The 20665-nt window shown below is 44.7% G+C and carries 16 protein-coding genes and 1 tRNA gene; 13 read left to right on the top strand and 4 right to left on the bottom strand.

Annotation, left to right across the window (positions count from 1 at the left end; translation table 11 throughout):
* Positions 1-35: 35 nt before the first annotated feature.
* The 4 genes from glgA to ACYX4N_RS00250 form a co-directional block, all read right to left on the bottom strand.
* Positions 36-1460, bottom strand: a complete 1425-nt coding sequence (glgA, locus tag ACYX4N_RS00265) for a glycogen synthase GlgA (protein ID WP_476055221.1) — start codon at positions 1458-1460, stop codon at positions 36-38.
* 146 nt (positions 1461-1606) lie between these two features.
* Complete coding sequence (locus ACYX4N_RS00260; protein WP_476055220.1) at positions 1607-2689, bottom strand: methyltransferase; 1083 nt, start codon at positions 2687-2689, stop codon at positions 1607-1609.
* Complete coding sequence (gene trmB / locus ACYX4N_RS00255) at positions 2689-3408, bottom strand: tRNA (guanosine(46)-N7)-methyltransferase TrmB (protein ID WP_474802689.1); 720 nt, start codon at positions 3406-3408, stop codon at positions 2689-2691. The genes ACYX4N_RS00260 and trmB overlap by 1 nt, the downstream gene beginning before the upstream one ends.
* Positions 3409-3499: 91 nt before the next feature.
* Positions 3500-4204 carry an alpha/beta fold hydrolase gene (locus ACYX4N_RS00250; protein ID WP_474802687.1) on the bottom strand — a complete coding sequence of 235 codons (705 nt, stop codon included), beginning with the start codon at positions 4202-4204 and terminating at the stop codon, positions 3500-3502.
* Between the two features lie 133 nt (positions 4205-4337).
* Here ACYX4N_RS00250 and mutY point away from each other — a divergent pair, with 133 nt between their 5' ends.
* The 13 genes from mutY (at position 4338) to ACYX4N_RS00185 (ending at position 20590) form a co-directional block, all read left to right on the top strand.
* On the top strand, positions 4338-5405 hold the full coding sequence (gene mutY / locus ACYX4N_RS00245) for an A/G-specific adenine glycosylase (RefSeq protein ID WP_476055219.1): 1068 nt from the start codon (positions 4338-4340) through the stop codon (positions 5403-5405).
* A gap of 58 nt (positions 5406-5463) precedes the next feature.
* Positions 5464-5736 (top strand): oxidative damage protection protein, encoded by a 273-nt coding sequence (locus ACYX4N_RS00240; protein WP_025256893.1) that lies wholly within the window; start codon positions 5464-5466, stop codon positions 5734-5736.
* Between the two features lie 151 nt (positions 5737-5887).
* Positions 5888-5963: transfer RNA gene (locus ACYX4N_RS00235), tRNA-Phe, on the top strand.
* A gap of 515 nt (positions 5964-6478) precedes the next feature.
* Positions 6479-9160: a TonB-dependent receptor gene (locus ACYX4N_RS00230; protein WP_476055218.1), complete on the top strand. Its 2682-nt coding sequence runs from the start codon at positions 6479-6481 to the stop codon at positions 9158-9160.
* A gap of 73 nt (positions 9161-9233) precedes the next feature.
* Positions 9234-10730, top strand: a complete 1497-nt coding sequence (locus ACYX4N_RS00225) for a CehA/McbA family metallohydrolase domain-containing protein (RefSeq protein ID WP_476055217.1) — start codon at positions 9234-9236, stop codon at positions 10728-10730.
* The gene (locus ACYX4N_RS00220) at positions 10720-11250 is read left to right on the top strand and encodes a sigma-70 family RNA polymerase sigma factor (RefSeq protein WP_474802677.1); all 531 of its coding nucleotides are present in this window, start codon (positions 10720-10722) and stop codon (positions 11248-11250) included. Before ACYX4N_RS00225 ends, ACYX4N_RS00220 begins: the two co-directional genes overlap by 11 nt.
* On the top strand, positions 11250-12191 hold the full coding sequence (locus tag ACYX4N_RS00215; protein ID WP_476055216.1) for a FecR family protein: 942 nt from the start codon (positions 11250-11252) through the stop codon (positions 12189-12191). Before ACYX4N_RS00220 ends, ACYX4N_RS00215 begins: the two co-directional genes overlap by 1 nt.
* A 6-nt stretch (positions 12192-12197) precedes the next feature.
* The gene (locus ACYX4N_RS00210; RefSeq protein WP_476055215.1) at positions 12198-15155 is read left to right on the top strand and encodes a TonB-dependent receptor; all 2958 of its coding nucleotides are present in this window, start codon (positions 12198-12200) and stop codon (positions 15153-15155) included.
* Positions 15156-15606: 451 nt separating this feature from the next.
* The gene (locus ACYX4N_RS00205; RefSeq protein ID WP_474857357.1) at positions 15607-15786 is read left to right on the top strand and encodes a DUF2986 domain-containing protein; all 180 of its coding nucleotides are present in this window, start codon (positions 15607-15609) and stop codon (positions 15784-15786) included.
* Positions 15787-16296: 510 nt separating this feature from the next.
* Entirely contained in the window at positions 16297-17457 is a 1161-nt protein-coding gene (locus tag ACYX4N_RS00200; protein ID WP_476056401.1) for a methyl-accepting chemotaxis protein, read from the top strand.
* Between the two features lie 57 nt (positions 17458-17514).
* Entirely contained in the window at positions 17515-17880 is a 366-nt protein-coding gene (locus tag ACYX4N_RS00195; protein ID WP_474802668.1) for a response regulator, read from the top strand.
* Positions 17881-17918: 38 nt separating this feature from the next.
* The gene (locus tag ACYX4N_RS00190; protein ID WP_476055214.1) at positions 17919-20090 is read left to right on the top strand and encodes a chemotaxis protein CheW; all 2172 of its coding nucleotides are present in this window, start codon (positions 17919-17921) and stop codon (positions 20088-20090) included.
* On the top strand, positions 20087-20590 hold the full coding sequence (locus tag ACYX4N_RS00185) for a chemotaxis protein CheW (protein WP_474802664.1): 504 nt from the start codon (positions 20087-20089) through the stop codon (positions 20588-20590). The genes ACYX4N_RS00190 and ACYX4N_RS00185 overlap by 4 nt, the downstream gene beginning before the upstream one ends.
* Positions 20591-20665: the final 75 nt, after the last annotated feature.

Genomic DNA, 20665 nt, shown 5'->3' with positions numbered 1-20665 from the left:
GGGGTAAAAAGACAAAAATACAACTACAGTGGCGACTAGTTAGTCGCCGATAAATACAGCTGCTGATAATGTTTGGCAGACGTTTCCCACGTAAAGCGGGTTCTCATCCCCCGTTGCTGCATTGCCCTGAACTTGCCCTTATCTTCATAGAAAGCCAGCAGAGCACGTCGGATACAAGCTAACAAAGCATGCGGCGTAGGTTCATCAAACACAAAACCTGTACCTTCACTATCGTTGCTATAGTCAATGACCGTGTCTTTAAGCCCTCCTACTGAACGCACAATAGGGATAGTGCCGTAGGCCAGGCTGTACATTTGATTTAACCCACATGGTTCAAATTGTGAAGGCATAAGGAAAAAGTCAGCGCCAGCCTCTACTAAGTGTGCATGCTCTGAACTAAACCCGTTGATAAAGGCAAATTTGTCAGGGTGCTGTTGGGCAAACTCACCAAGGTCCATACATACCTTTGGATCGCCAGTGCCTACAATGACCATTTGAATATTATGCTTAATTAGGTCGTCTAAAATGGGCAGTATATACCCAAAACCTTTTTGTTCTGTAAGGCGGCATACCATTCCAATAAGCGGAACATTGCTATTCTCAGGCAGTGCTGACTTTTCCTGTAATACCTGCTTACAGGCCGTTTTTGGATGAAGGTTATCTGCACTGTAGTGCTCTGGCAGAAATGTATCTGTTTCGGGGTTCCACTGGGTGTAATCACATCCGTTCAAGATACCGCTTAAGTCGGCTTGACGCTTTACAAGGCGTTCGTGCAGTCCGTGACTGCCTAAGTCAGTAAGCAGCTCTTTTGCATAATTAGGACTTACAGTCGTCACTTTCGAGGCAAACTCAATACCGCTTTGCAGCATGTTGATGTACCCGCCGTGTACTTGCGCCAATATGTTCGGGTGATGCCGAAGAAACGGGATGGTTTCTAGTTTGTGCACGCCCTGGAAAGCGGCGTTATGAATAGTGAATATTGTTTTGGTACTGTCGAAATACCCTGATTTGTCGTGGGTAAGTAAAAACGGAAGCATAGCCGTGTGCCAATCATGGCAGTGAATAATATCCGGCTTGTTATCAATCGCTTTTAGCGTTTGAAGAACAGCGCCACTGAATAAACTAAAGCGCTCGCCATTATCTTCATAAGCTTCAAAGGCATTGGCGTATAGCCCTTCACGCATAAAATAGTCAGGTGCGTCTACAAAGTAAATTGGAATGTCGTGCCATTGCATATAGCGAATATCGAAATGGTACACTTGCCCTTCGGTGAACAGGGTTTGTTGCTCGGCTACCGTGGGCAGGTTCAATTGCTCTGCCAGTACTTGGTAATAAGGCATTATTATCGTGATGCTTTCGCCCATACTATGTAGTGCGAGAGGGAGCGCTTTGCCAACGTCTGCAAGTCCGCCAGTTTTGACCAACTCTTCAACTTCTGAAATAGCAAATACAATATTCACAGTTAATCTCCCAGAGCGTACATATAGTGCACTCATAATGCTTAAGTTAAGTGTACGAAAAGCGCTGAGTGCCACTGTGAAGTACCCACAATGGCATAAGCAACAGGTAGAAAAGCTAAGTTAGCACAAGCTAATGGCTTTTTTAATTACAAAGCTGCCTGATAAACAGAAAATTGTGATGTTTGTGCCGTGGTATAAACCGTTTGGAAGTGCTCAGCGAGTAAACCTGGGTAGGGTAAAAATCGGTTTGCCACCATTTGCATACTGCCACCATGGCTTAAGGTTGCCTTTGCATCTGAGATAAATCGCTTCGTAATGGTGTAGTCGGTTTTAATGCCGGTGTGAAACGGTGGGTTGGTGACAATATGCTGTACTTTTTGGGAAAACCCATGCAAACCATCCGCAGCATATAAGGTTGCTGACAACTCGTTTTCAGCCAAAGTCAAAGCACTACAATACACCGCAAGGGCGCTCACATCGGTTAGGTGCAGCTTTAAATGCGGGTATTTCAGCATAATGTAGCTACCAACAACGCCAGCACCACACGCGAAATCTAATACTTCACCGCTCAGCGACGTGGAAAGCTTTTCAAGCAGTAGCTCTGTTCCTGCATCCAGTTCTTTATAACTAAAAACACCAGGCATAGAGGCCACCTGCCAAGCTGTACCTTCAACTTCATAGGTATTCATATCAAGCCAAGCATCGGGCTCAAAGGCGAGGTGAGGCTCTTCAACTATAACGGTAATCAGGCTACAGTGGCGCGCCGAATCAACTTTTTGCGTAGGGCCATATTGCTGCATTAACTTGGCGGCACTTTTAATACCGCCTTTGTTTTCACCAACCACATGAATACGGCCATGTTGGCCAACCATACTTGCGGCCATTCGCAGTAACATTTGAAAATGGGTTTTTGCTTTAGGTAAGAAAATCATTACGTCAGTGTGGGATTTTTCTAAAGCCAAGAAAGGCGCAAAAATATGGGTATGATTGCCAACCTTTTGCGTCACCTCAAAGCCTGTGCGCGTAATGTCTCTGCTATCAAACGATACAGAGGGTATTACGCGTACGCACTCCGAAAAAATGTCGAAATACTGGTGAAGAACAGTGACTTCTTGCGATTTAAGGCCGTCCAAAAAATACGCGTCAGTAGGGTTAATAAATGCCCACTGGCCTTCATCAAAAAGCGCAATATTACGTTCTAACAGCTGGCTTTGAGGAGATAGAATCATTACTTAGTACGCTCGAAAATTAGATCCCACACGCCGTGGCCTAGTTTTTGACCGCGAGTTTCAAACTTGGTGATCGGACGGTAGTCCGGACGGGGCACGTAGTCGCCATCGGTTGCGGTATTAGTGTAGCCCTCAGCCTGGGTCATGACCTCTAACATATGCTCAGCATACTGTTCCCAGTCGGTCGCCATATGAAAGCAACCGCCAATAGCCAACTTAGTACGAACTAATTCAACAAATTCAGGCTGTACAATACGGCGCTTGTGGTGACGCTTTTTGTGCCACGGGTCTGGGAAAAACAACTGCAGGCGAGACAATGAACCATCTGGGATCATATTCTTAAGCACTTCAACGGCGTCATGTTCCATTACACGCAAGTTCTCAACGCCTTGCTCACTAGCATCGGCTAAGCATGCGCCAACACCAGGGCGGTGAACCTCAATGCCTATGAAGTCTTTTTCAGGAGCATTCGCGGCCATTTCAACCAATGATTTGCCCATACCAAAGCCAATTTCCACAACCACATCTGCATCGCGGCCAAACAACTCTGACAACGACAAGGGCGCGTCAACGTAGTCTATGCCTTTAGTTGGCCAGTAATCCGCCAGTGCTTTTTCTTGTGCTTTTGTAAGTCTGCCTTCGCGTTTAACGAAGCTTTTTACCTTGCTTACATATACTCCAGCGGCTTCTGCTTCCGCCTGACTTTTGAATTGCCTCATTTGCAATGCCTTTCTAACCCAATTTTCTGGTGGCGCATTATCCACTTACCCACGGCTTATGCAACGCTATCGTGGTAAAAATGCTGTAATTTTATACGCCAATTTGTTTAGCAATAATAGATGCTACTGCTTCAGTTTGCTCAAGCACTAGCATATGTCCTGCATCATCAATAGTGTGAAACGTAGCGTTAGGCAGTGTGCTTTGAAGTTGTAGTATTGCCTCTGCAGGTGCAATGGCGTCTTGCTGTGCGGTGATAAACGTGATTGGCGCGTTGATCTTTGCGAGTGCTTTAACGGTACTTTCCCGTGGCGTCGTGGCTAGTGTGTGATTAAGTAATGTTGTTTTACCTAAATCTTGTGCCATCGATTTAATAACGCCAGCCACGTTTTCATCGTCCAAACGTGAAGGATGAATAAACCGTGAGAGATAGGCATCATTGTCGGGTTTAAAGTTACCTTGTTTAAGCATGGTAGTCAGCTGCTTACGCTTAGCAATTTCTTCTTTTGACAAACCTTCTGGGTTGTAGCCTATAAGTGTGACAGAGGCTACATTAGCAGGATTGCGCTGTGCGACTAGTGCAGCTATAAACCCGCCCATGGAGTAACCTACAAGGTGCACTTTTTCGTCATCGAGGATACGGTCTTCACTTAATGCCAGCATTTCTTCTTGAGATGCTGCCCATTGAAGCGGCACATACCTGCGCTGTGAAATATTCAACGTGCGCCATAGTGGCAGGAATACGCGCTCGTCGCAGAGTGTACCGGGAAAAAACAAAACAGGGTGCTGCACAGACACGTGTGCTCCTTAACATTAAACTAGCTAGTTACATGCTACCATAGCGCGCTAGTTAATGAATGGTCGCTAGGCAGAAAGCATTTAGCTTTATTGGTAAAAGAATAAGCAGTAGCAATTACCCATATAGATAATTATGACAGAACAACAATATTCAGGAAGCTTTGCAGAGCGAGTGCTTGCATGGTTTGACAAACATGGGCGTAAGCATTTGCCTTGGCAGAAAGAGGTAACGCCCTATAAGGTATGGGTGTCGGAAATTATGCTCCAGCAAACCCAAGTCACTACGGTAATTCCTTACTTCGAACGTTTTATGGCGTCGTTCCCGACGGTGCATGACTTGGCTAAGGCATCTCAAGACGACGTGCTCCATCATTGGACAGGGCTTGGCTACTACGCAAGAGCAAGAAATCTTCACAAAGCGGCAAATACGCTGGTAGATAAATACAACAGCGAGTTTCCCTACAGCCTTGAAGAAGTTATGGATTTGCCCGGCATAGGTCGCTCAACAGCGGGTGCCATTCTGTCGCTGTCTCGCAATATGCGCTTTCCTATTTTAGATGGCAATGTGAAGCGTGTTTTGGCGCGTTACTATGCAATCAGCGGTTGGCCGGGGCAGAAAAAAGTGGAAAACCAACTTTGGGAGGTCGCCGAGAAAAACACGCCTACCAATCCAGAAGGTGGACGTTGTGCCAACTATACCCAAGTGATGATGGATTTGGGCGCGATGATCTGTACACGAAGCAAGCCAAAGTGTGACGAGTGCCCGCTTCAAGCCGACTGTATTGCCTATGCACAAGGTGCGCAAACTGAGTACCCGGGTAAAAAACCAAAAAAGGCGCTGCCCGAGAAATCCACTTTCATGATGGTGGCACAGTTCAATAGCCAAGTGTATTTAGAACAGCGTCCCTCAACAGGTCTCTGGGGTGGGTTGTATGGTTTTATCGAGGTATCTTCAATAGAAGAGGGTATTGAGCAGCTTAACAAGCGGGGGATCAGTGTTGAAGATACCCGAGAGCTTGAAGGTTTCCGCCATACCTTTAGTCATTTTCATTTAGATATCACCCCGGTAGTGGCCGTGGTAAACTCTGCTCCAACAAAGCGCGTAGCTGAAACGGCATATCGCTGGTTTTCGTTGAACGAGCCTATTGAAGTTGGTTTAGCGGCACCTACAACCAAGATAATTCAGCAGTTAATGCGTTAGGCTTGTAAAGGAAGCCTTGTATTAATTGCTAAGCAGATAGCGAACGAAAGGAAATAACATGGCAAGAACGGTATTTTGTCGCAAGCTTCAAAAAGAAGCAGACGGCTTAGATTTCCAACTTTACCCGGGCGAACTGGGTAAGCGTATTTTCGACAACATTTCTAAAGAAGCATGGGCTGAATGGCAAAAGAAACAGACCATGCTGATTAACGAACACAAGTTAAATATGATGGAGCCGAATGCCCGTTCATTTTTGGAAGAAAAAATGTCGGCTTACTTATTTGACGACGTAGAGCCTACGATTGAAGGCTATGTTCCGCCTGAAAAATAAGCAAAAAAGCGTTTTTTGAGCAAACAATGTGCAAACAGTAATAAAAGCGCAAAAAAAGCGAGAAAAACGGTTGACTTGTGAAGGCGAAAACCGTTTAATACGCACCCACAGCAGGACAGGCAGTAAACGCCTAGAACGCTAACAAGTTTCAGCCTCGATAGCTCAGTTGGTAGAGCAGCGGATTGAAAATCCGCGTGTCCCTGGTTCGATCCCGGGTCGAGGCACCATCATTCAAGCCCTTGCAGAAATGCGAGGGCTTTTTTGATCCCGGCGGTTGGAAAACCTGGCACACGCTAACGTGCCCCTGCGGCTGCGCCACGCGTTACAATCCCGGGTCCAGGCACCATCATTCAAGCCCTTGCAGAAATGCGAGGGCTTTTTTGATTCCGGCGGTTGGAAAACCAGACACACGCTAACGTGCCCCTGCGGCTGCGCCGCGCGTTGCGGTCCCGCGACAATGAATCCTCACTACGCTTGAGCTCGAAGTATATATTATTCTGTCTCCTTCATTTTCTTTGGATAACGGTGACATTGTATATAACCAACCTATTTATCGAAATTTATTATTGCTTATTAAAATAGCGACGCTATCCACACATTTTTATAAAAAACCTTCCCACTCGTTTCGTCACAAAAGTTTCATCAAAAACTCTGTCTACTTTTTTCAGCTACTGACTCATTACATGTGTTAACCGTGCGCACCGGAACATCTATCTCTTACTTTGCACAACTAGGATCACACATGAAAAATCAATTTACCAAAACCACACTCTCGTTGAGTGTATTGGCTGGGTTAACGGGTGTTACGCCTGTGATAGCACAGCAGTCATCAGTAGCCGAAGAAAACGTTGAAGTAATTGAAGTCACTTCTTTTCGTAGCTCACTAATTAGAGCGAAAGACTTGAAAAAAGATGCCATTATTTCCCGCGATACAATCTTGGCAGAAGATATCGCAGACTTTCCGGACCTTAATTTAGCCGACTCACTGCAGCGAGTACCAGGGATCACTATTACCCGAGAAGGTGGCGAAGGCCGCCAAATTTCATTGCGTGGCTTAGGCCCCGATTTTACGCGTGTTCAAGTAAACGGTATGGAAGCCATGGGTACGTCTTCATCCCCCATGGATGCTCGTGGTGGTGTAAGTCGCACTCGTGGTTTTGACTTTAATGTTTTCGCATCTGAGTTGTTTAATCGAATCGACATCAGCAAAACTTATTCAGCCGATCAGGAAGAAGGCGGCATTGGCGGAACGGTCGGGCTATTTACCGCAAAGCCATTCGATTATGACGGGTTCAAAAGTGCATTGTCGGTACGAGGTGGCTACAACACCAATAGCGAAGCAAGCAACCCTCGCATGGCTGGGCTTATTTCTAATGTCTGGAACAAATTTGGCGCTCTGGTTTCAGTAGCATACAGTGAACGTGAAACTGCCGAGTTTGGCACGAATACTACGCGCTGGCGCCGGGAAGGCGGAAAAACTGCTGCGGATCCAGCAAACACCGACCTACAAGCTGAGTTAGACTCAGGTGAACTTTGGTTTCCTCGTGGTCATCGCTTTTCTCGCTGGAATAATACTCAAGATCGCTTAGGTGTTACTGCCGCATTCCAATACAAACCGTCTGATTCTTTTTCATTAACGTTAGACATCATGCATGCAGAATTAGAAAACAATACCGATGAACATCACTCTGCAGTGAAAGACAACAAGGTTGTATCTGACCTTATATGGGCAGAAAACGACGGGCAAAAAGAAGTGGTTTACGCGCTGTATGAGAATGCAACGTGGCGAAATGAGAATTCTCGTCGTTACAATGAGTCAGATTTTAACCAATATACGCTTAGTATGGGCTGGACAATAAACCCGGAGTTCTATGCCAGTGCCGTTATTGGAACAAGTTCATCTGACTTTGATCAGCCTGAAGTTATAAAATCGAATATTCATGCCAAGGGCATCGTGGATATTGCTACTGACTTCAGACAAGATCGTTTCTACGGTATTAGCACTTCACCTAATTTTGATACTACGCAACTCGATGGCTACGAGATGAAAGATATCTACATGCAGCAAAACTATATAACTAATGATTTTGATACTGCAAAAGTCGATTTCACCTACCTCGTCGGTGAAACTGGAGAATTCCAATTTGGCGTGAACTATAAAAAATTTGAGAATTCTGCTTACCAATTAACACAGAGCAATGCGCAGAATATTGCACCTGAAAATACCGGTATCACAACATTAAATGATGCTTTGGTTGAGGTGTACAGTGAACATCCCAACACAAGCTGGCTTCAAGGTGATTTAGACGCATTGCTAAACTTTTATGGGCTGAATGGCTATAACATTGATAGCAGTGAGCTTACGCGTAATGACAAATCGCCAGTAACAGAAGAAACGTTGGCAATGTACGTGCAATATGGCTGGGAGACAGAGTTTGCAGGTAACCCACTGTTAGTAAGTGCGGGATTACGATATTTTGAAACAGATATTACGGCGGCCGGCAAATCATCGGGTGTTGCCATAGAAACCACCCGTTCATATTCTGATATTTTACCTACTATCAACCTCGTTTACGAGTTGCAAGAAAACATGTTGTGGCGTGCATCGGCAAGCAAAAACATAACCCGTCCATCATTGGGGTCGCTAAGCTATAACGCGTCAGTTTCGCAGACATCGGGGGATGCGATTACCAGCGTGACGATGGGAAATCCCATGTTGGAACCCTTTGAATCGATTAATTTAGATACCGCGTTTGAGTGGTATTTCGATGACGTTGGTTATGCCGCAGCTGCGATTTTCTATAAAGATATCGATAATTTCATTGTCGATACTACCAGCGAAGTAGTGTATTCGTCATTAGGCCTACCGACAGAATTACTACCTGTAGATAAAACCGTAGACAGTATTTTTTATTTACAGCGTCCAGAGAATATGGACGCCTCGAAAATTAAAGGGGTAGAGTTAACTTTTTCTCGCGATTTAGATTTTCTTCCTGCTCCATTTAATCATTTAGGTGTTATTGCAAACTATACCTATGCAGATGGTGATGCTTTGTATCGCAATATCTATGGCGAAGCGGGAAATGATCAGGAAAAACCGTTCACGGGACTATCAAAAAATAGTTATAACTTTACGCTGTACTACGAGCAGGAAGGCTGGGGAGCTAGAGTGTCAGCGGCGTACCGTAGTGCATACCTTACTGGCGCGTCTTCCAGTGGCGATCAGGATGAATCAGGTTATCACGGTACAACATTTATCGATTTCTCTTCATTCTACCAGTTAACCGACACTATTAAACTGAGCTTTGAAGGCATTAACCTCACCGATGAGCGTCAGGAGCTATATAGCGATTCTCACGATCGTGCATACAATACCACCACCAGTGGACGTACTTATATGCTTGGTGCAACCATGCAATTTTAAACTAAGTAGCATACCAGGCTTGCCTGGTATGCTTTTTCCAATGGACGTTTAAACAGCAATGAAAAAAGTTTTAATGATAACGTTTACGAGCGGATTACTCGTCTTGTCAGCGTGTGTATCAATAAACCAGCAACACAATGAAAGCCGTGCTTTTGTGCCCGAAGATGGAAAAAACTGGCTAGCCGGTGATCACCATATTCACGGCAAATATAGTGCAAGATGGAACTGGAAGACTCAACCCCCTTCGCCACTCTTATTTGGTGACGCCCACTATTTCACTGCATTGAACGCCAAAATGGCAGCATTTCATCAATTAGATTGGATGGTAACAACCGACCATGGTGGTCCAAATCACAGCGCAGTAAACCGAAATTCAGCGTACCCTGAACTCGTCGCCTCCAGAGCCGCCATCCCAGAAATTATGCAGTTCTATGGTATGGAGTTCGACACCCCAGGTGCGCGACACAGCACCCTGATTATTCCAAAAAGTGAGAAAGAAGCTGATCAACTTTTTGAGTTGGAAAGTCAGTACAACCGCAGAGAAATTTACCCAGATGAATCTCCACGAGATACGCAGGCGTTTATGCTTAGCGCGTTAGAAGCTATGCAGAATATGTCACCACGACCGGTGTTGGTAGTGAATCACCCTGCCCGAAAGGCTACTGATTTGAATGTGTACCAAAAGGTTACACCGCAAAAAATGCGGGAGTGGCAGGATACCGCGCCAGATGTGGTTACCGGTATGACTGCCATTCCTGGTCATCAGGCTGCATCAATCAACCCAGACGGTACGAATAATCCGAGAGCGCCTCGCGCAGAGTATTTTGGCTATCCGACCCTTGGCGGCACTGACCAAATGTCGGCAATTGTTGGAGGGGTTTGGGATAAATTACTGGCTGAAGGCAGAAAGTGGACGGTTACCGCTGTTTCTGATAGCCATGCACATTATACCGAAGGCCGCACAGATTTTTGGCCAGGTGAATACGCAAAAACGTATGTACGAGCGGCACGAGACTACGACAGCGTACTAGATGGTCTGCGCGAAGGAAATGTCTTTATCGTTACCGGTGATTTGATTGACGAGCTGTATGTGAGTGTTCAACATGGAGCTAAGCGCGTTAACATTGGTGATACGTTAGATTTAGACGTTGACAATAAAGCGCCTATAACCGTTACTGTGGCGTTTCACGATCCGCAAGGTACTAACTTTAATCGTCAGTATCCGACGGTAGAGCGATTAGATATAATCTATGGAGGTGTGGTTGGCAAATACCCCCAAACAGAAAAAGCACCTGTGAAGGTGATTCACCGTTTTTATCAGCAAGATTGGGAAAGACAGGGAGCCTATAATGTTGTGCAATTTTCTTTGCCCGCACCTGACAACGATGCCTACGTACGAGTACGCGGGACCAACTTAAAAGAAGAATTGGAGCCAGAGGTTGATCCTAGAGGGGAAAATCCGTGGGATGATCTCTGGTTTTACAGCAATCCCGTATATTTACATCACCCCAATCCTCACACTTCTCGACACTGCAATGAATCTGTCACAGGCGAGTGCGATGATAAGTGACCATCATATTAATACAGCAGTATCGTCGTTAGACATGCCAGAAGAAACCTCCAGCTCTTCACTTCAAACGCTGATAAATTCGAAAGTCCTCAAGCAATACTTGCGCAGGCACTCCGTTAACAGTGAAGAGGCGGCAGACCTTTATCAAGAGTCAATCGTTCGCGTTTTAGAACAATCTAAAGCAACCACTATTGATAATCCTCTCGCATACGCGTTTCGCGTAGCGAGAAATCTGCTTTCGAAACGCCAGCTTCCAGACACTGACAATGCTGATGAACAACAATGCTACCGACAAAATCCAGAGCTGCACCTTGAAACACAACAACGAATCGAGCTCATCGCGCAAGTGATTAATGCCATGCCAGTTCAACGTCGGCGTGTTTTCGAAATGCGTCGTATCGAAGGTCAAAGCCGTCAAGCCATAGCGTCTAGCTTGAATATTTCGGCAGAAGCAGTAACAAAGCATATTTCGCGCGCGATGGCAGATATTCAACTGCATCTGGATAAAGCAGGTAGATAATGACAAGCCAACAAGAAAAGACATACCTAGAGGCAGGTGAGTGGATTGACCGGCTCGCAGATGGAGATTTAGATGCGTTAAATAAACGCCGTTTTATCCGTTGGTTAGATGAAAGTGAGCGGCATCAAGACGCGTTAGAAAAGATGATAGCAACTTGGGAAGACCCAGCAGTTCATGCTGCTTATTTAAACGCCCAAAAGTCGTCAAAAATCGCAAACCGAAGGCATTCACTTGTGACATGGGGAAGCGCCATTGCTGCGTCATTACTTGTGATTGCGCTAGTATTTTCACGCTATCACATCATAACACCCTCAACCTCATCCCAATTAATTACTTCCGCGCACGAGGCACTAAGTGATGGTAGTGAGGTGCAACTACAACCCAAAAGTGAGCTAATCGTTCTATTTTCTGACGATACCCGCGCTTTGAACTTGAAAAAGGGACAGGTGTATTTTGATGTGGCGAAAGACCGGGCTCGCCCGTTTGTGGTTAAGGCCGGACTGACTTCAGTGACGGCGGTTGGCACGGCGTTCAACATCGATAGGCAAGGGCAGCGTGTTGATGTGATAGTACACGAGGGCATTGTAGAAGTTCGAGGTAAGGTCGATAGCGCGCCTATATTGCTCAAGGCAGGTGAGAAAATAATAATTAATAGGGGAGTTGCAGAGCCGGTGCAGCGTGTTAATTTGTCACAAGTGGTAGACTGGCGTACAGGCTGGATAGAAGTAGATAATGAATCTCTCACTTATTTGTTGGAACGATTGAACCGTTATTCAGATAAGCCCATTTTGGTGATAGATAGCACTATTGGGAAACACCGTGTGGCTGGTCGCTTTAAACTAGAAGATACTGCGCAAACGTTAGCGGTACTTAGTTCCCTCTATCAACTGGAGGTAGCTGATACTCGTTCAGGTTTCGAAATACGTCGACAAGTAAACTAAATTGGCATGATAAACCGAAGAAACAAAAAGTCAGTGGTCATTGTGGGTCACGTTTTTTGGTTAATATCGGTCGGTTTATCACCTGCTTGTTTTGCTGCTCAAGAAGGGGTAGCAGACAAAGCCATCAATACTATTCCCTTATCACAGCTTGTCACTGAATTTAGCCGTGACGCCGGGAAGACCATTGCATTTGACCCCACCTTGCTTAAGGGGTTAACCATAACGCCTACACAATGGCGCACGACTAACGCCAGTGATTTATCTTCACTACTGGAACCGTTTTCACTTTGTTTAGCGCCTGTCCAAAATGGCTGGGTTATTCACTGGTGCGACACACAACAAAACGAAAGCACTAGCAAAACAGCCCAAACAGAAAGCAATGCTATTACGCGTACTCACCCTACTGTTGAAATAGAAGTCACAGGATTTCGGCAATCTCTTATTCGTGCCAGAGAGATAAAGCGCCTTGCCATGGTCACACAAGAATCGATTTTGTCAGAAGACATTACTGATTTCCCCGATTTGAATTTGGCTGATTCATTACAACGTATACCGGGCATTACTATCACCCGTGAAGGAGGCGAAGGGCGACAGATTTCACTTCGGGGACTAGGTCCTGACTTTACCCGTGTAAAGGTAAATGGTATGGAAGCGATGGCGATGACATCCTCGGCGATGGACGCCAGAGGAAGTGTGAGTCGTACCCGAGCCTTTGACTTCACTCTATTTGCATCAGAAATTTTTAATCGTATTGATGTAAGTAAGTCGTATTCGGTGGAACAAGATGAAGGCGGTATTGGTGGCACAGTTATGTTGTATACGCCAAAACCCTTCGATTTTGCGGATGACATAAATAGCTTTACCGTGAAACAAAGTTACAACGAAAACAGTAAACAGCTCGACCCAAGTATTATTGGGTTGTTCAGCCGACGAAATGATAAATTCGGAGGTCTTGTTTCCGCCGTATACAGTCAGCGACACACTACTGAGTTTGGTACTAATACTACGCGGTGGCGACAGGAGAAAAAGCATTACAGCGGAGACGAAGATAGTGTGTTGCAGCATGAATTAGCACAAGGCGTATTCTGGTTTCCCAGAGGCCATCGATATTCTCTTTGGAATAATAATCAACGTCGATTAGGGGTAACAGCCTCACTGCAATACGCGCCAAACGATACGTGGCAAATTGCGTTTAATGGTATTGCCAGCCGTTTACAAAATAGCCTTGATGAGCATCATATTGCAGTGAAAGACAATGACAATGTTACGCTACTCGCATGGGAACAAAATAAAAATGACAAGGAAATATTGTTTGCGAAATATACCGATGCAACATGGCGTATCGAAACTCGGGAAGATGAAAATACGTCAACGTTTTATCAAATTAGTATGGAAAGTCAGTGGCAGCCCACTTCTGCACTAAGCTTTAACGTTAGCCTCGGCAGCAGTGCCAGTGATTACTCGCAGCCTAAAGTAAATAAAGTCAACATTCGTAAAACTGGGGTGGATATCGTTACGGACTTTCGTGAAGACCGTTTTTACGGCCAGAGCTATTCAACTAATATGGATACGGCATCCCTAACTGGACTAACCGTAAAAGATCTCTATTTTCAAGAAAACGAAATACGTAATTCGTATAACAATGTAAAGGGATCACTTCGCTATTTATTTAGTAACGGTGATGCCCTGTCGGCGGGGGCACATTATAAATCCTTTGAGAACACAGGGATGGATCGCGCTAGAAGTGTGTACCCGGCTCTTGATGATAATACGCTGACTAAAGCGCACTTATCTCTGTTCAGTCAGCACCCAGATAAAACATGGATGCAGGGCAACCTTAATGCTATTCAAACACATTTTGACTTGGGTAACGTACAACTTACCGCCGAGGATACAGTAAATAGTTCCAACTTTAAGGTAAAAGAAAACACTCTCGCGCTCTACGCGATATACGATAGCGTAGGACATTGGCTGGGTAAGCCACTTTATACGCAAGGGGGAATTCGGTATTTCAATACGCGGTTTACATCTTCAGGTATTCAAAAGGGATTGCCGTCCGCCGTCACCAAAACTTATGACGATGTGCTTTTTAGCGTAAATACCGTACTTGAACTCAACGACAATTGGTTGTGGCGTGCCAGCGTTGATGAGAATATCACGCGCCCGTCTATTCAAGATTTGGCTATTACCGCCGAGGTGTCGCAAGCATCCCGGAATGAAGGCGACATTGGGCAAGTATTTTTAGGAAATCCTTATTTAAAGCCTCTAAAGTCATTGAATGTAGAAACCGGTGTTGAGTGGTATTTCGAAGATGGCGGCATTATGGCTCTCTCTGGCTTCTTCAAGCAGATAGATAATTTCGTAGTGGAAGATGTTGAAGCTATACCGTATAGCGAATTGGGACTCCCCGCTAGCTTGCTTCAAGATGGGGATAGTGTCGATGATGTTTTTTATGTTAGTACACCCAAGAATACCGATACAACCACATTTAAAGGTTTTGAAATGACTTATTCTCGTGATTTAGCATTTCTTCCTTCTCCTTTTGATCTTCTTGGGATTAGTACCAACTTCACTTATGCCGAGGGTCAAACCCTTTACCGAGACGTACAAGGTACGGGAGAAAATCAGGTTAAGACGTTCGCTGGGCTGTCTAGACGTAGTTATAATTTTACATTGTATTATGAACAGTCGCATTGGTCGGCTCGTGTATCTGCTGTCTACCGTAGCCCTTATATATTGTCTGTCCAGCCAGGAAATACTGACCAAGACGAATCGGGCTATCATGCAACTACTTACATTGATGCATCGGCTAGCATGCAACTTAGTCAATCATTAAGAATGACTATAGAAGGTCTAAATTTAACTGATGTTAGAGAGGAACTGTACAGCGATTCAAACGACCGAGCTTATAATACTACATTGAGCGGGCGTACATTTTTGATAGGTTTCTCATTAGAGATTTAATCACGAAACAAAGCACATAAAACCGTAAGTACTGATTAAAGTGCACTGCTATTTTTTTTGATTATTCAACATAACAACGCTCACTACTTAGAGGCATACAGGTGGTTGTGTAGACATTAGTCGTTCAACTAGAGTGGCCATGCTAATAGTTGTCATGAAACCCCAGCTTATGCAAAGAATTGGCAAGTAAAATGAAAGTTTAATAAAAACAATTAATTAAAGCGTAGGGTTGCATTGAAAATCCGCGTGCCCCTGCGGCTGCACCGCGCGTTACAATCCCGGGTCGAGGCACCATTTTTCAGAGAGCCCTGCATGAAAATGCGGGGCTTTTTTGATTCCAAACCACTTTCCTCTATTTTGAAATTTGTGCTCGCGAAAACTCATATGGCGGCTTTTGCGATGAGCATCGTATAATACGAACAATATGCGGTACTGATTAAGAGAACAGAGCATGAACCGTCGTAAGAAAATTTTCACTAAACTTAAGAAAAAAGATAAGAAAGCTAAGGCTAAACTTCATAAAAGTAATAAGCCAGCTTATATCTCTAAAGCGGAACGGGCAAAGCTTACAGAACAAGAGCACGATGAATTGTCTGTGACAGAAAAAAGTACTAAACCAGTCGACAGATAAAATAGCGGGCAAACTGGGTGATGAAGTTACCTAGCTAAAACAAAGGGATTTTTTATGCCCAGCTGAGGTGAACAATCTCGAATACGTATGTCATAGCGAAACGCCATCATCATCACCACTGTTCCAGCAAAGTTTGCTGCATGTGCATATCTCTTGGTGCTTTCTCATCAACACTATCTTTAACACTTCTTAGCAAGTTAGACACAAATAGCGACTAAAACGCTTTTTTTATAAAAAACTTATGCATGTTCTTGCCTACTTTTCAAATTGGGTACTACGCTTATCTCATGTGTGCAAAGCCAGTTAAGCATAACGTTGTTACCCAACTTGGCTAACAACGTTATGTTGCCTTTGCGCTAGGCTTTATGTCTATTGGCGCTCATAGAGTGTGCCCAGCGCTTTGTAATTCGTGAACCAAGTAACGTGCTTAATTATGAAAGAGTACTGTTGAAGTTAAGTCGCAGTGTTTTTTCAAGGAGAGTTTTTTTGTCATCTAATAACTTACCTTCAATGCAGCAAGGGGCTTTAAAGAGCATATATGTACTTTGTGTAGTAGGCATAGCTGTTTCTTGGGCTTTGTTCTTTTTTGTGTCCGCGCTCACAGCGCTTGCGGTACTAACAGGCGTAGTTGTCTTTAGTGCTTTCATTTATAGCAAAAGTGCGGATGAAGTTGACGAGGTCTATCCAAGTAACGACTCCCAAGCGCAAAGCGAACAAGCGGGTAGTGCTGATATCAAGAAAGCGAGCGACGAACTTGCTCTGTCTTTAAGCACATGTGATAGCAATTTATCATCCATTAAGTCTACTCAAGATGACGCTGTTGAAACCTTATCCAATGCTTTTAGCAGCTTAAAAGCGCTTGTTGCACAGCAAATTCAGTGTATCGATGCGTTATTGAGCGTCGATAGTACGCAAACACAATCGTATTCAGAACGCATGCGTACGTTTGCACAAGAAACCGATGGAACCCTGACCCAGTTTATCGATTCAACCGAGCAAATGTCCTCGTCAACAAAGCACCTTATGGAACAGGTGCAAACCATTCAACAGGCGATGCCAACGGTTATTGACGCACTTAGCGGCATTGATGATATTGCCGCGCAAACCAACTTGTTGGCTCTAAATGCTGCGATAGAAGCGGCAAGGGCAGGCGAAGCTGGTCGAGGGTTTGCGGTGGTGGCTGATGAAGTGCGCGCATTATCAACGCGATCTACACAATTTAGTGACGTTATAAAAACCCAAGTTGAGAATATCCGTAGTTTGGTAGACAAACTCACTGACACTGCAGAATTTGTAGCCTCGCAAGATATATCTCAGGTTGTTAATGCTAAATCACATATAAGTGATCAACTGGCCGAAATCATTAGAAAAGCAGAAGCAGACCTTGTTACTACTAAACAAATTGAAGATATAGGCTCACAGCTTGATGAGTCTATAAATGCTGCTATCCGAGGTATGCAGTTTGGCGATATCAATGGCCAGCATATCCAATATACCCAAGACATGATTACGTTCATTTTAGAACAGTTGGCAACGTTAGATCCCCACAATATTGAGCGTTTCGTCAGCGAATTAAGCGAGTACCAAAGAGGGCTCGCACAAAAAGGTAAAAATGACCACAACCCAGTGTCTGCCACCTCTATGGACGCTGGAGAAGTTGAATTGTTCTAAGCTAAGAAAGGAACAGGAAGCACTGTCAGTAATGACATATTTTGGAGAAGTGAGCATATGAGCAAACATATTTTAGTTGTCGACGATTCGGTGTCGATTCGTCAAATGGTAGAGATGACACTAAAGGGCGCCGGATATACCGTCACTACAGCCCAAGACGGTCAAGAAGCGCTGGATAAATGTAAGGGGCAGCAATTTAACTTTGTACTCACTGATCAAAACATGCCTCGTATGGATGGCCTTACGCTTATTAAAAACTTGCGTGGGTTAGGGGCCTACAGCAGAACCCCAATTGTCATGCTTACCACAGAAGCGGGCGACGATATGAAAGCTAAAGGCAAAGCTGCTGGGGCCACAGGCTGGATGGTAAAGCCTTTTGATCCAAACAAACTTCTTGATGTGACTAGACGCGTCTTAGGTTAGTCCCTTTTACTAATTCCTTAAGTCTGGAAGGATTCAGAATGAGCATCGATATTGAACAGTTCCATAGCGTATTTTTCGACGAGAGCGACGAGCATCTCGACGATATGGAACAGCTATTGATGAGCTTGGACGTCGAGTCTCCCGATCCTGAAGAACTCAATAGTATTTTTCGCGCTGCTCATTCCATTAAGGGCGGTAGCGGTATTTTCGGCTTTGATGCGTTGATGAACTTAACGCATGTGATGGAAAATTTACTAGACAAAGCCCGTAATAATGAACTTAGCGTCACAGCTGACATTGTTAATGTGCTTTTAGAAACCCTAGACGTTTTAAAAGACACCCTAAATGCCTATCGTGATGAAACTGAAATTCCACAAGAAGGCATTGATGAGCGCATAAAAATACTCAACGCTGTTATTGACGGGCAACCCACTGATGGCGAGACAGATGGTAACAATGGGTCAACTGAAGTAAGCGTGAACGCGCAAATCGAAAGTGAACACGATGACAGCTTTGGCTTCTTTGATGACGAGCCTTCTGAGTCTAGTTCAGCTACTGACGACGGTTTTGGCTTTTTCGATGATGAGCCTATTCAAAATTTATCTAGCGAAAGCAGCGAAGAAAACGATGATGGCTTTGGATTTTTTGATGAGGTATCTGATAGCCAAAACCTTCAAGACAGCGGAACTACCCATTCGTCACCTCAAGCTGAAGAAGGCTTTGGGTTCTTCGACGATGAAGATACCCAAAGTAATCTCGTCGAATCTAAAACGGAAAAATCAGAAGCCGCAAAAGCTGAAAGTGGCAACAAAGAGGAAAACCAAGGCTTTGGCTTTTTCGAAGACGCACCTTCGGCTCGCCATATAAATACTGCAGCAAACACAACTAACGACGGGCAAAGTCAAAGCGCCAGTACTTCAAAAAGTTCAGCAACAGCCTCTAGAGCACCGCAAGCTGAGGCTGGCTCTACGCCTGCAACTGCTAAAAAGAAAACTAAACCTTCTACGAAAAAAAGCTCTGCTCGAGAGTCGGCTTCAATTCGAGTAGATACTACTAAAATTGATGCCATGGTTAACTTGGTGGGCGAACTGGTAATCACCCAGTCAATGCTTTCCATGATAGGACAAGATGTTGATGGGCAAATTGGCGAGCGGCTACAGCTTGCTATTGATGAGTTACAGCGCAACACCCGAGAAATACAAGAGTCGGTTATGTCTATGCGCATGCTTCCGCTAACGGCAACTTTCAATCGCTTCCCCCGTTTAGTGAGAGACCTAGCAGGAAAGTTGGGTAAACAGGTTGAATTGGTACTTCAAGGTGGCAGTACGGAAATCGATAAAAGCCTAATTGAAAAAATAGTCGACCCGCTCACTCACTTAGTGCGCAACAGTATCGACCACGGCATCGAAATGCCAGAAAAGCGCACGGCTGCCGGCAAGCCGGAAAAGGGCACGGTTATCTTAAGTGCCGAGCAAAAGGGCGGCAGTATTATCATCAGTATTATCGACGATGGTGGTGGTCTTCATCGCGATAAAATTCTTGATAAAGCGCGTAGTAACGGGCTTGCCGTATCTGATGATATGCCTGACTCAGAAGTATGGCAGCTTATATTTCAACCTGGATTTTCAACTGCCGAAGCCATTACCGATGTCTCGGGAAGAGGGGTAGGTATGGATGTGGTGCGCCGTAACATCGAGTCTATTGGCGGACGTATCGATATTGAATCGAGCGCTGGTGAAGGCTCAGCTTTCTTCATTCACTTACCGCTTACGCTAGCTATTGTCGATGGCATGTGTGTGTCGGTGGGTAAGCAAATTTTCGTGATCCCACTTTTAAATATTATTGAATCCTTCCAGCCCACAAAGCAACAACTGAAAACCTTGGGCAACGACACTGTACTTTATATTCGAGACCAATACTGGCCTTTGGTCCCTCTTTACGACTTCATGGAAGTAGAAGGGGCTGCAGTTTCTCCTACTGAAGGCATTGTGGTGTTACTTGAAAGCAGTAAAAAGCGCTTTGGTGTTTTAGTTGATGCGCTTGTTGGTCAGCAGCAGGTAGTCATTAAAAGTCTAGAGGAGCATTACCGTAAAGTGGCTGGAATAGCGGGGGCAACCATTATGGGTGACGGTAAAGTCGCACTTATTATCGATGCAGACTCCATTGCTACAACCTATACCTCCAGCCAAATAGAGGAGTTACTTTCATGAGTGAAACGGCCTTGCATCAAGCGGTTACTGGTGGACAAGACAAAGAATACTTAAGTTTCGTGCTTGGCGATGAGCATTACGCCTTGGACATAACAACAGTGAAGGAAATCAGAGGGTACGAACAAGTTACTAAAATTGCGAATGCGCCTGCTTTTATCAAGGGGGTAATTAATTTGCGTGGTGACATAGTTCCTATCGTGGATTTGCGTATCAAGTTTAGCGTAGGCGAGGCCACATATAACGACTTCACAATAGTGATAATGCTAAACATTCAAGAACGCATTGTTGGCATCGTGGTAGATGGTGTATCCGATGTTATTCGCTTGTCTGAAGAGCAAGTACTTCCGCCACCAGAGTTTGGCGTAGCGTTTGACAGCAGATATTTACACGGCTTAGCCGATGTGGATGAAAACATGGTCATTCTGGTGAACATTGAGAGCTTAATAACCAGCGAAGAGCTGGGTTTAGTTGCACCTGATAGCGTTAACGACGACGCGTAGTAACAAGGTCCTTCACTAAACGGAAACACCTGACATTGGGAAATATTAGTTATGGGCGTATTTAATTTTCTTAAC

The sequence above is a fragment of the Alteromonas sp. ABH4_452 genome, assembly GCF_056311825.1.
Note: the sequence above shows the minus strand (reverse complement) of the source record. Positions and strands in the feature narration are given on the sequence as shown.

What these genes read in the sequence shown, in the direction of transcription:
- ACYX4N_RS00260 (WP_476055220.1), bottom strand. Translation starts at nt 2,689, where the DNA reads ATGATTCTATCTCCTCAAAGCCAGCTGTTAGAACGTAATATTGCGCTT.
- trmB (WP_474802689.1), bottom strand. Translation starts at nt 3,408, where the DNA reads ATGAGGCAATTCAAAAGTCAGGCGGAAGCAGAAGCCGCTGGAGTATAT.
- mutY (WP_476055219.1), top strand. Translation starts at nt 4,338, where the DNA reads ATGACAGAACAACAATATTCAGGAAGCTTTGCAGAGCGAGTGCTTGCA.
- ACYX4N_RS00240 (WP_025256893.1), top strand. Translation starts at nt 5,464, where the DNA reads ATGGCAAGAACGGTATTTTGTCGCAAGCTTCAAAAAGAAGCAGACGGC.
- ACYX4N_RS00230 (WP_476055218.1), top strand. Translation starts at nt 6,479, where the DNA reads ATGAAAAATCAATTTACCAAAACCACACTCTCGTTGAGTGTATTGGCT.
- ACYX4N_RS00225 (WP_476055217.1), top strand. Translation starts at nt 9,234, where the DNA reads ATGATAACGTTTACGAGCGGATTACTCGTCTTGTCAGCGTGTGTATCA.
- ACYX4N_RS00220 (WP_474802677.1), top strand. Translation starts at nt 10,720, where the DNA reads ATGATAAGTGACCATCATATTAATACAGCAGTATCGTCGTTAGACATG.
- ACYX4N_RS00215 (WP_476055216.1), top strand. Translation starts at nt 11,250, where the DNA reads ATGACAAGCCAACAAGAAAAGACATACCTAGAGGCAGGTGAGTGGATT.
- ACYX4N_RS00210 (WP_476055215.1), top strand. Translation starts at nt 12,198, where the DNA reads ATGATAAACCGAAGAAACAAAAAGTCAGTGGTCATTGTGGGTCACGTT.
- ACYX4N_RS00205 (WP_474857357.1), top strand. Translation starts at nt 15,607, where the DNA reads ATGAACCGTCGTAAGAAAATTTTCACTAAACTTAAGAAAAAAGATAAG.
- ACYX4N_RS00200 (WP_476056401.1), top strand. Translation starts at nt 16,297, where the DNA reads ATGCAGCAAGGGGCTTTAAAGAGCATATATGTACTTTGTGTAGTAGGC.
- ACYX4N_RS00195 (WP_474802668.1), top strand. Translation starts at nt 17,515, where the DNA reads ATGAGCAAACATATTTTAGTTGTCGACGATTCGGTGTCGATTCGTCAA.
- ACYX4N_RS00190 (WP_476055214.1), top strand. Translation starts at nt 17,919, where the DNA reads ATGAGCATCGATATTGAACAGTTCCATAGCGTATTTTTCGACGAGAGC.
- ACYX4N_RS00185 (WP_474802664.1), top strand. Translation starts at nt 20,087, where the DNA reads ATGAGTGAAACGGCCTTGCATCAAGCGGTTACTGGTGGACAAGACAAA.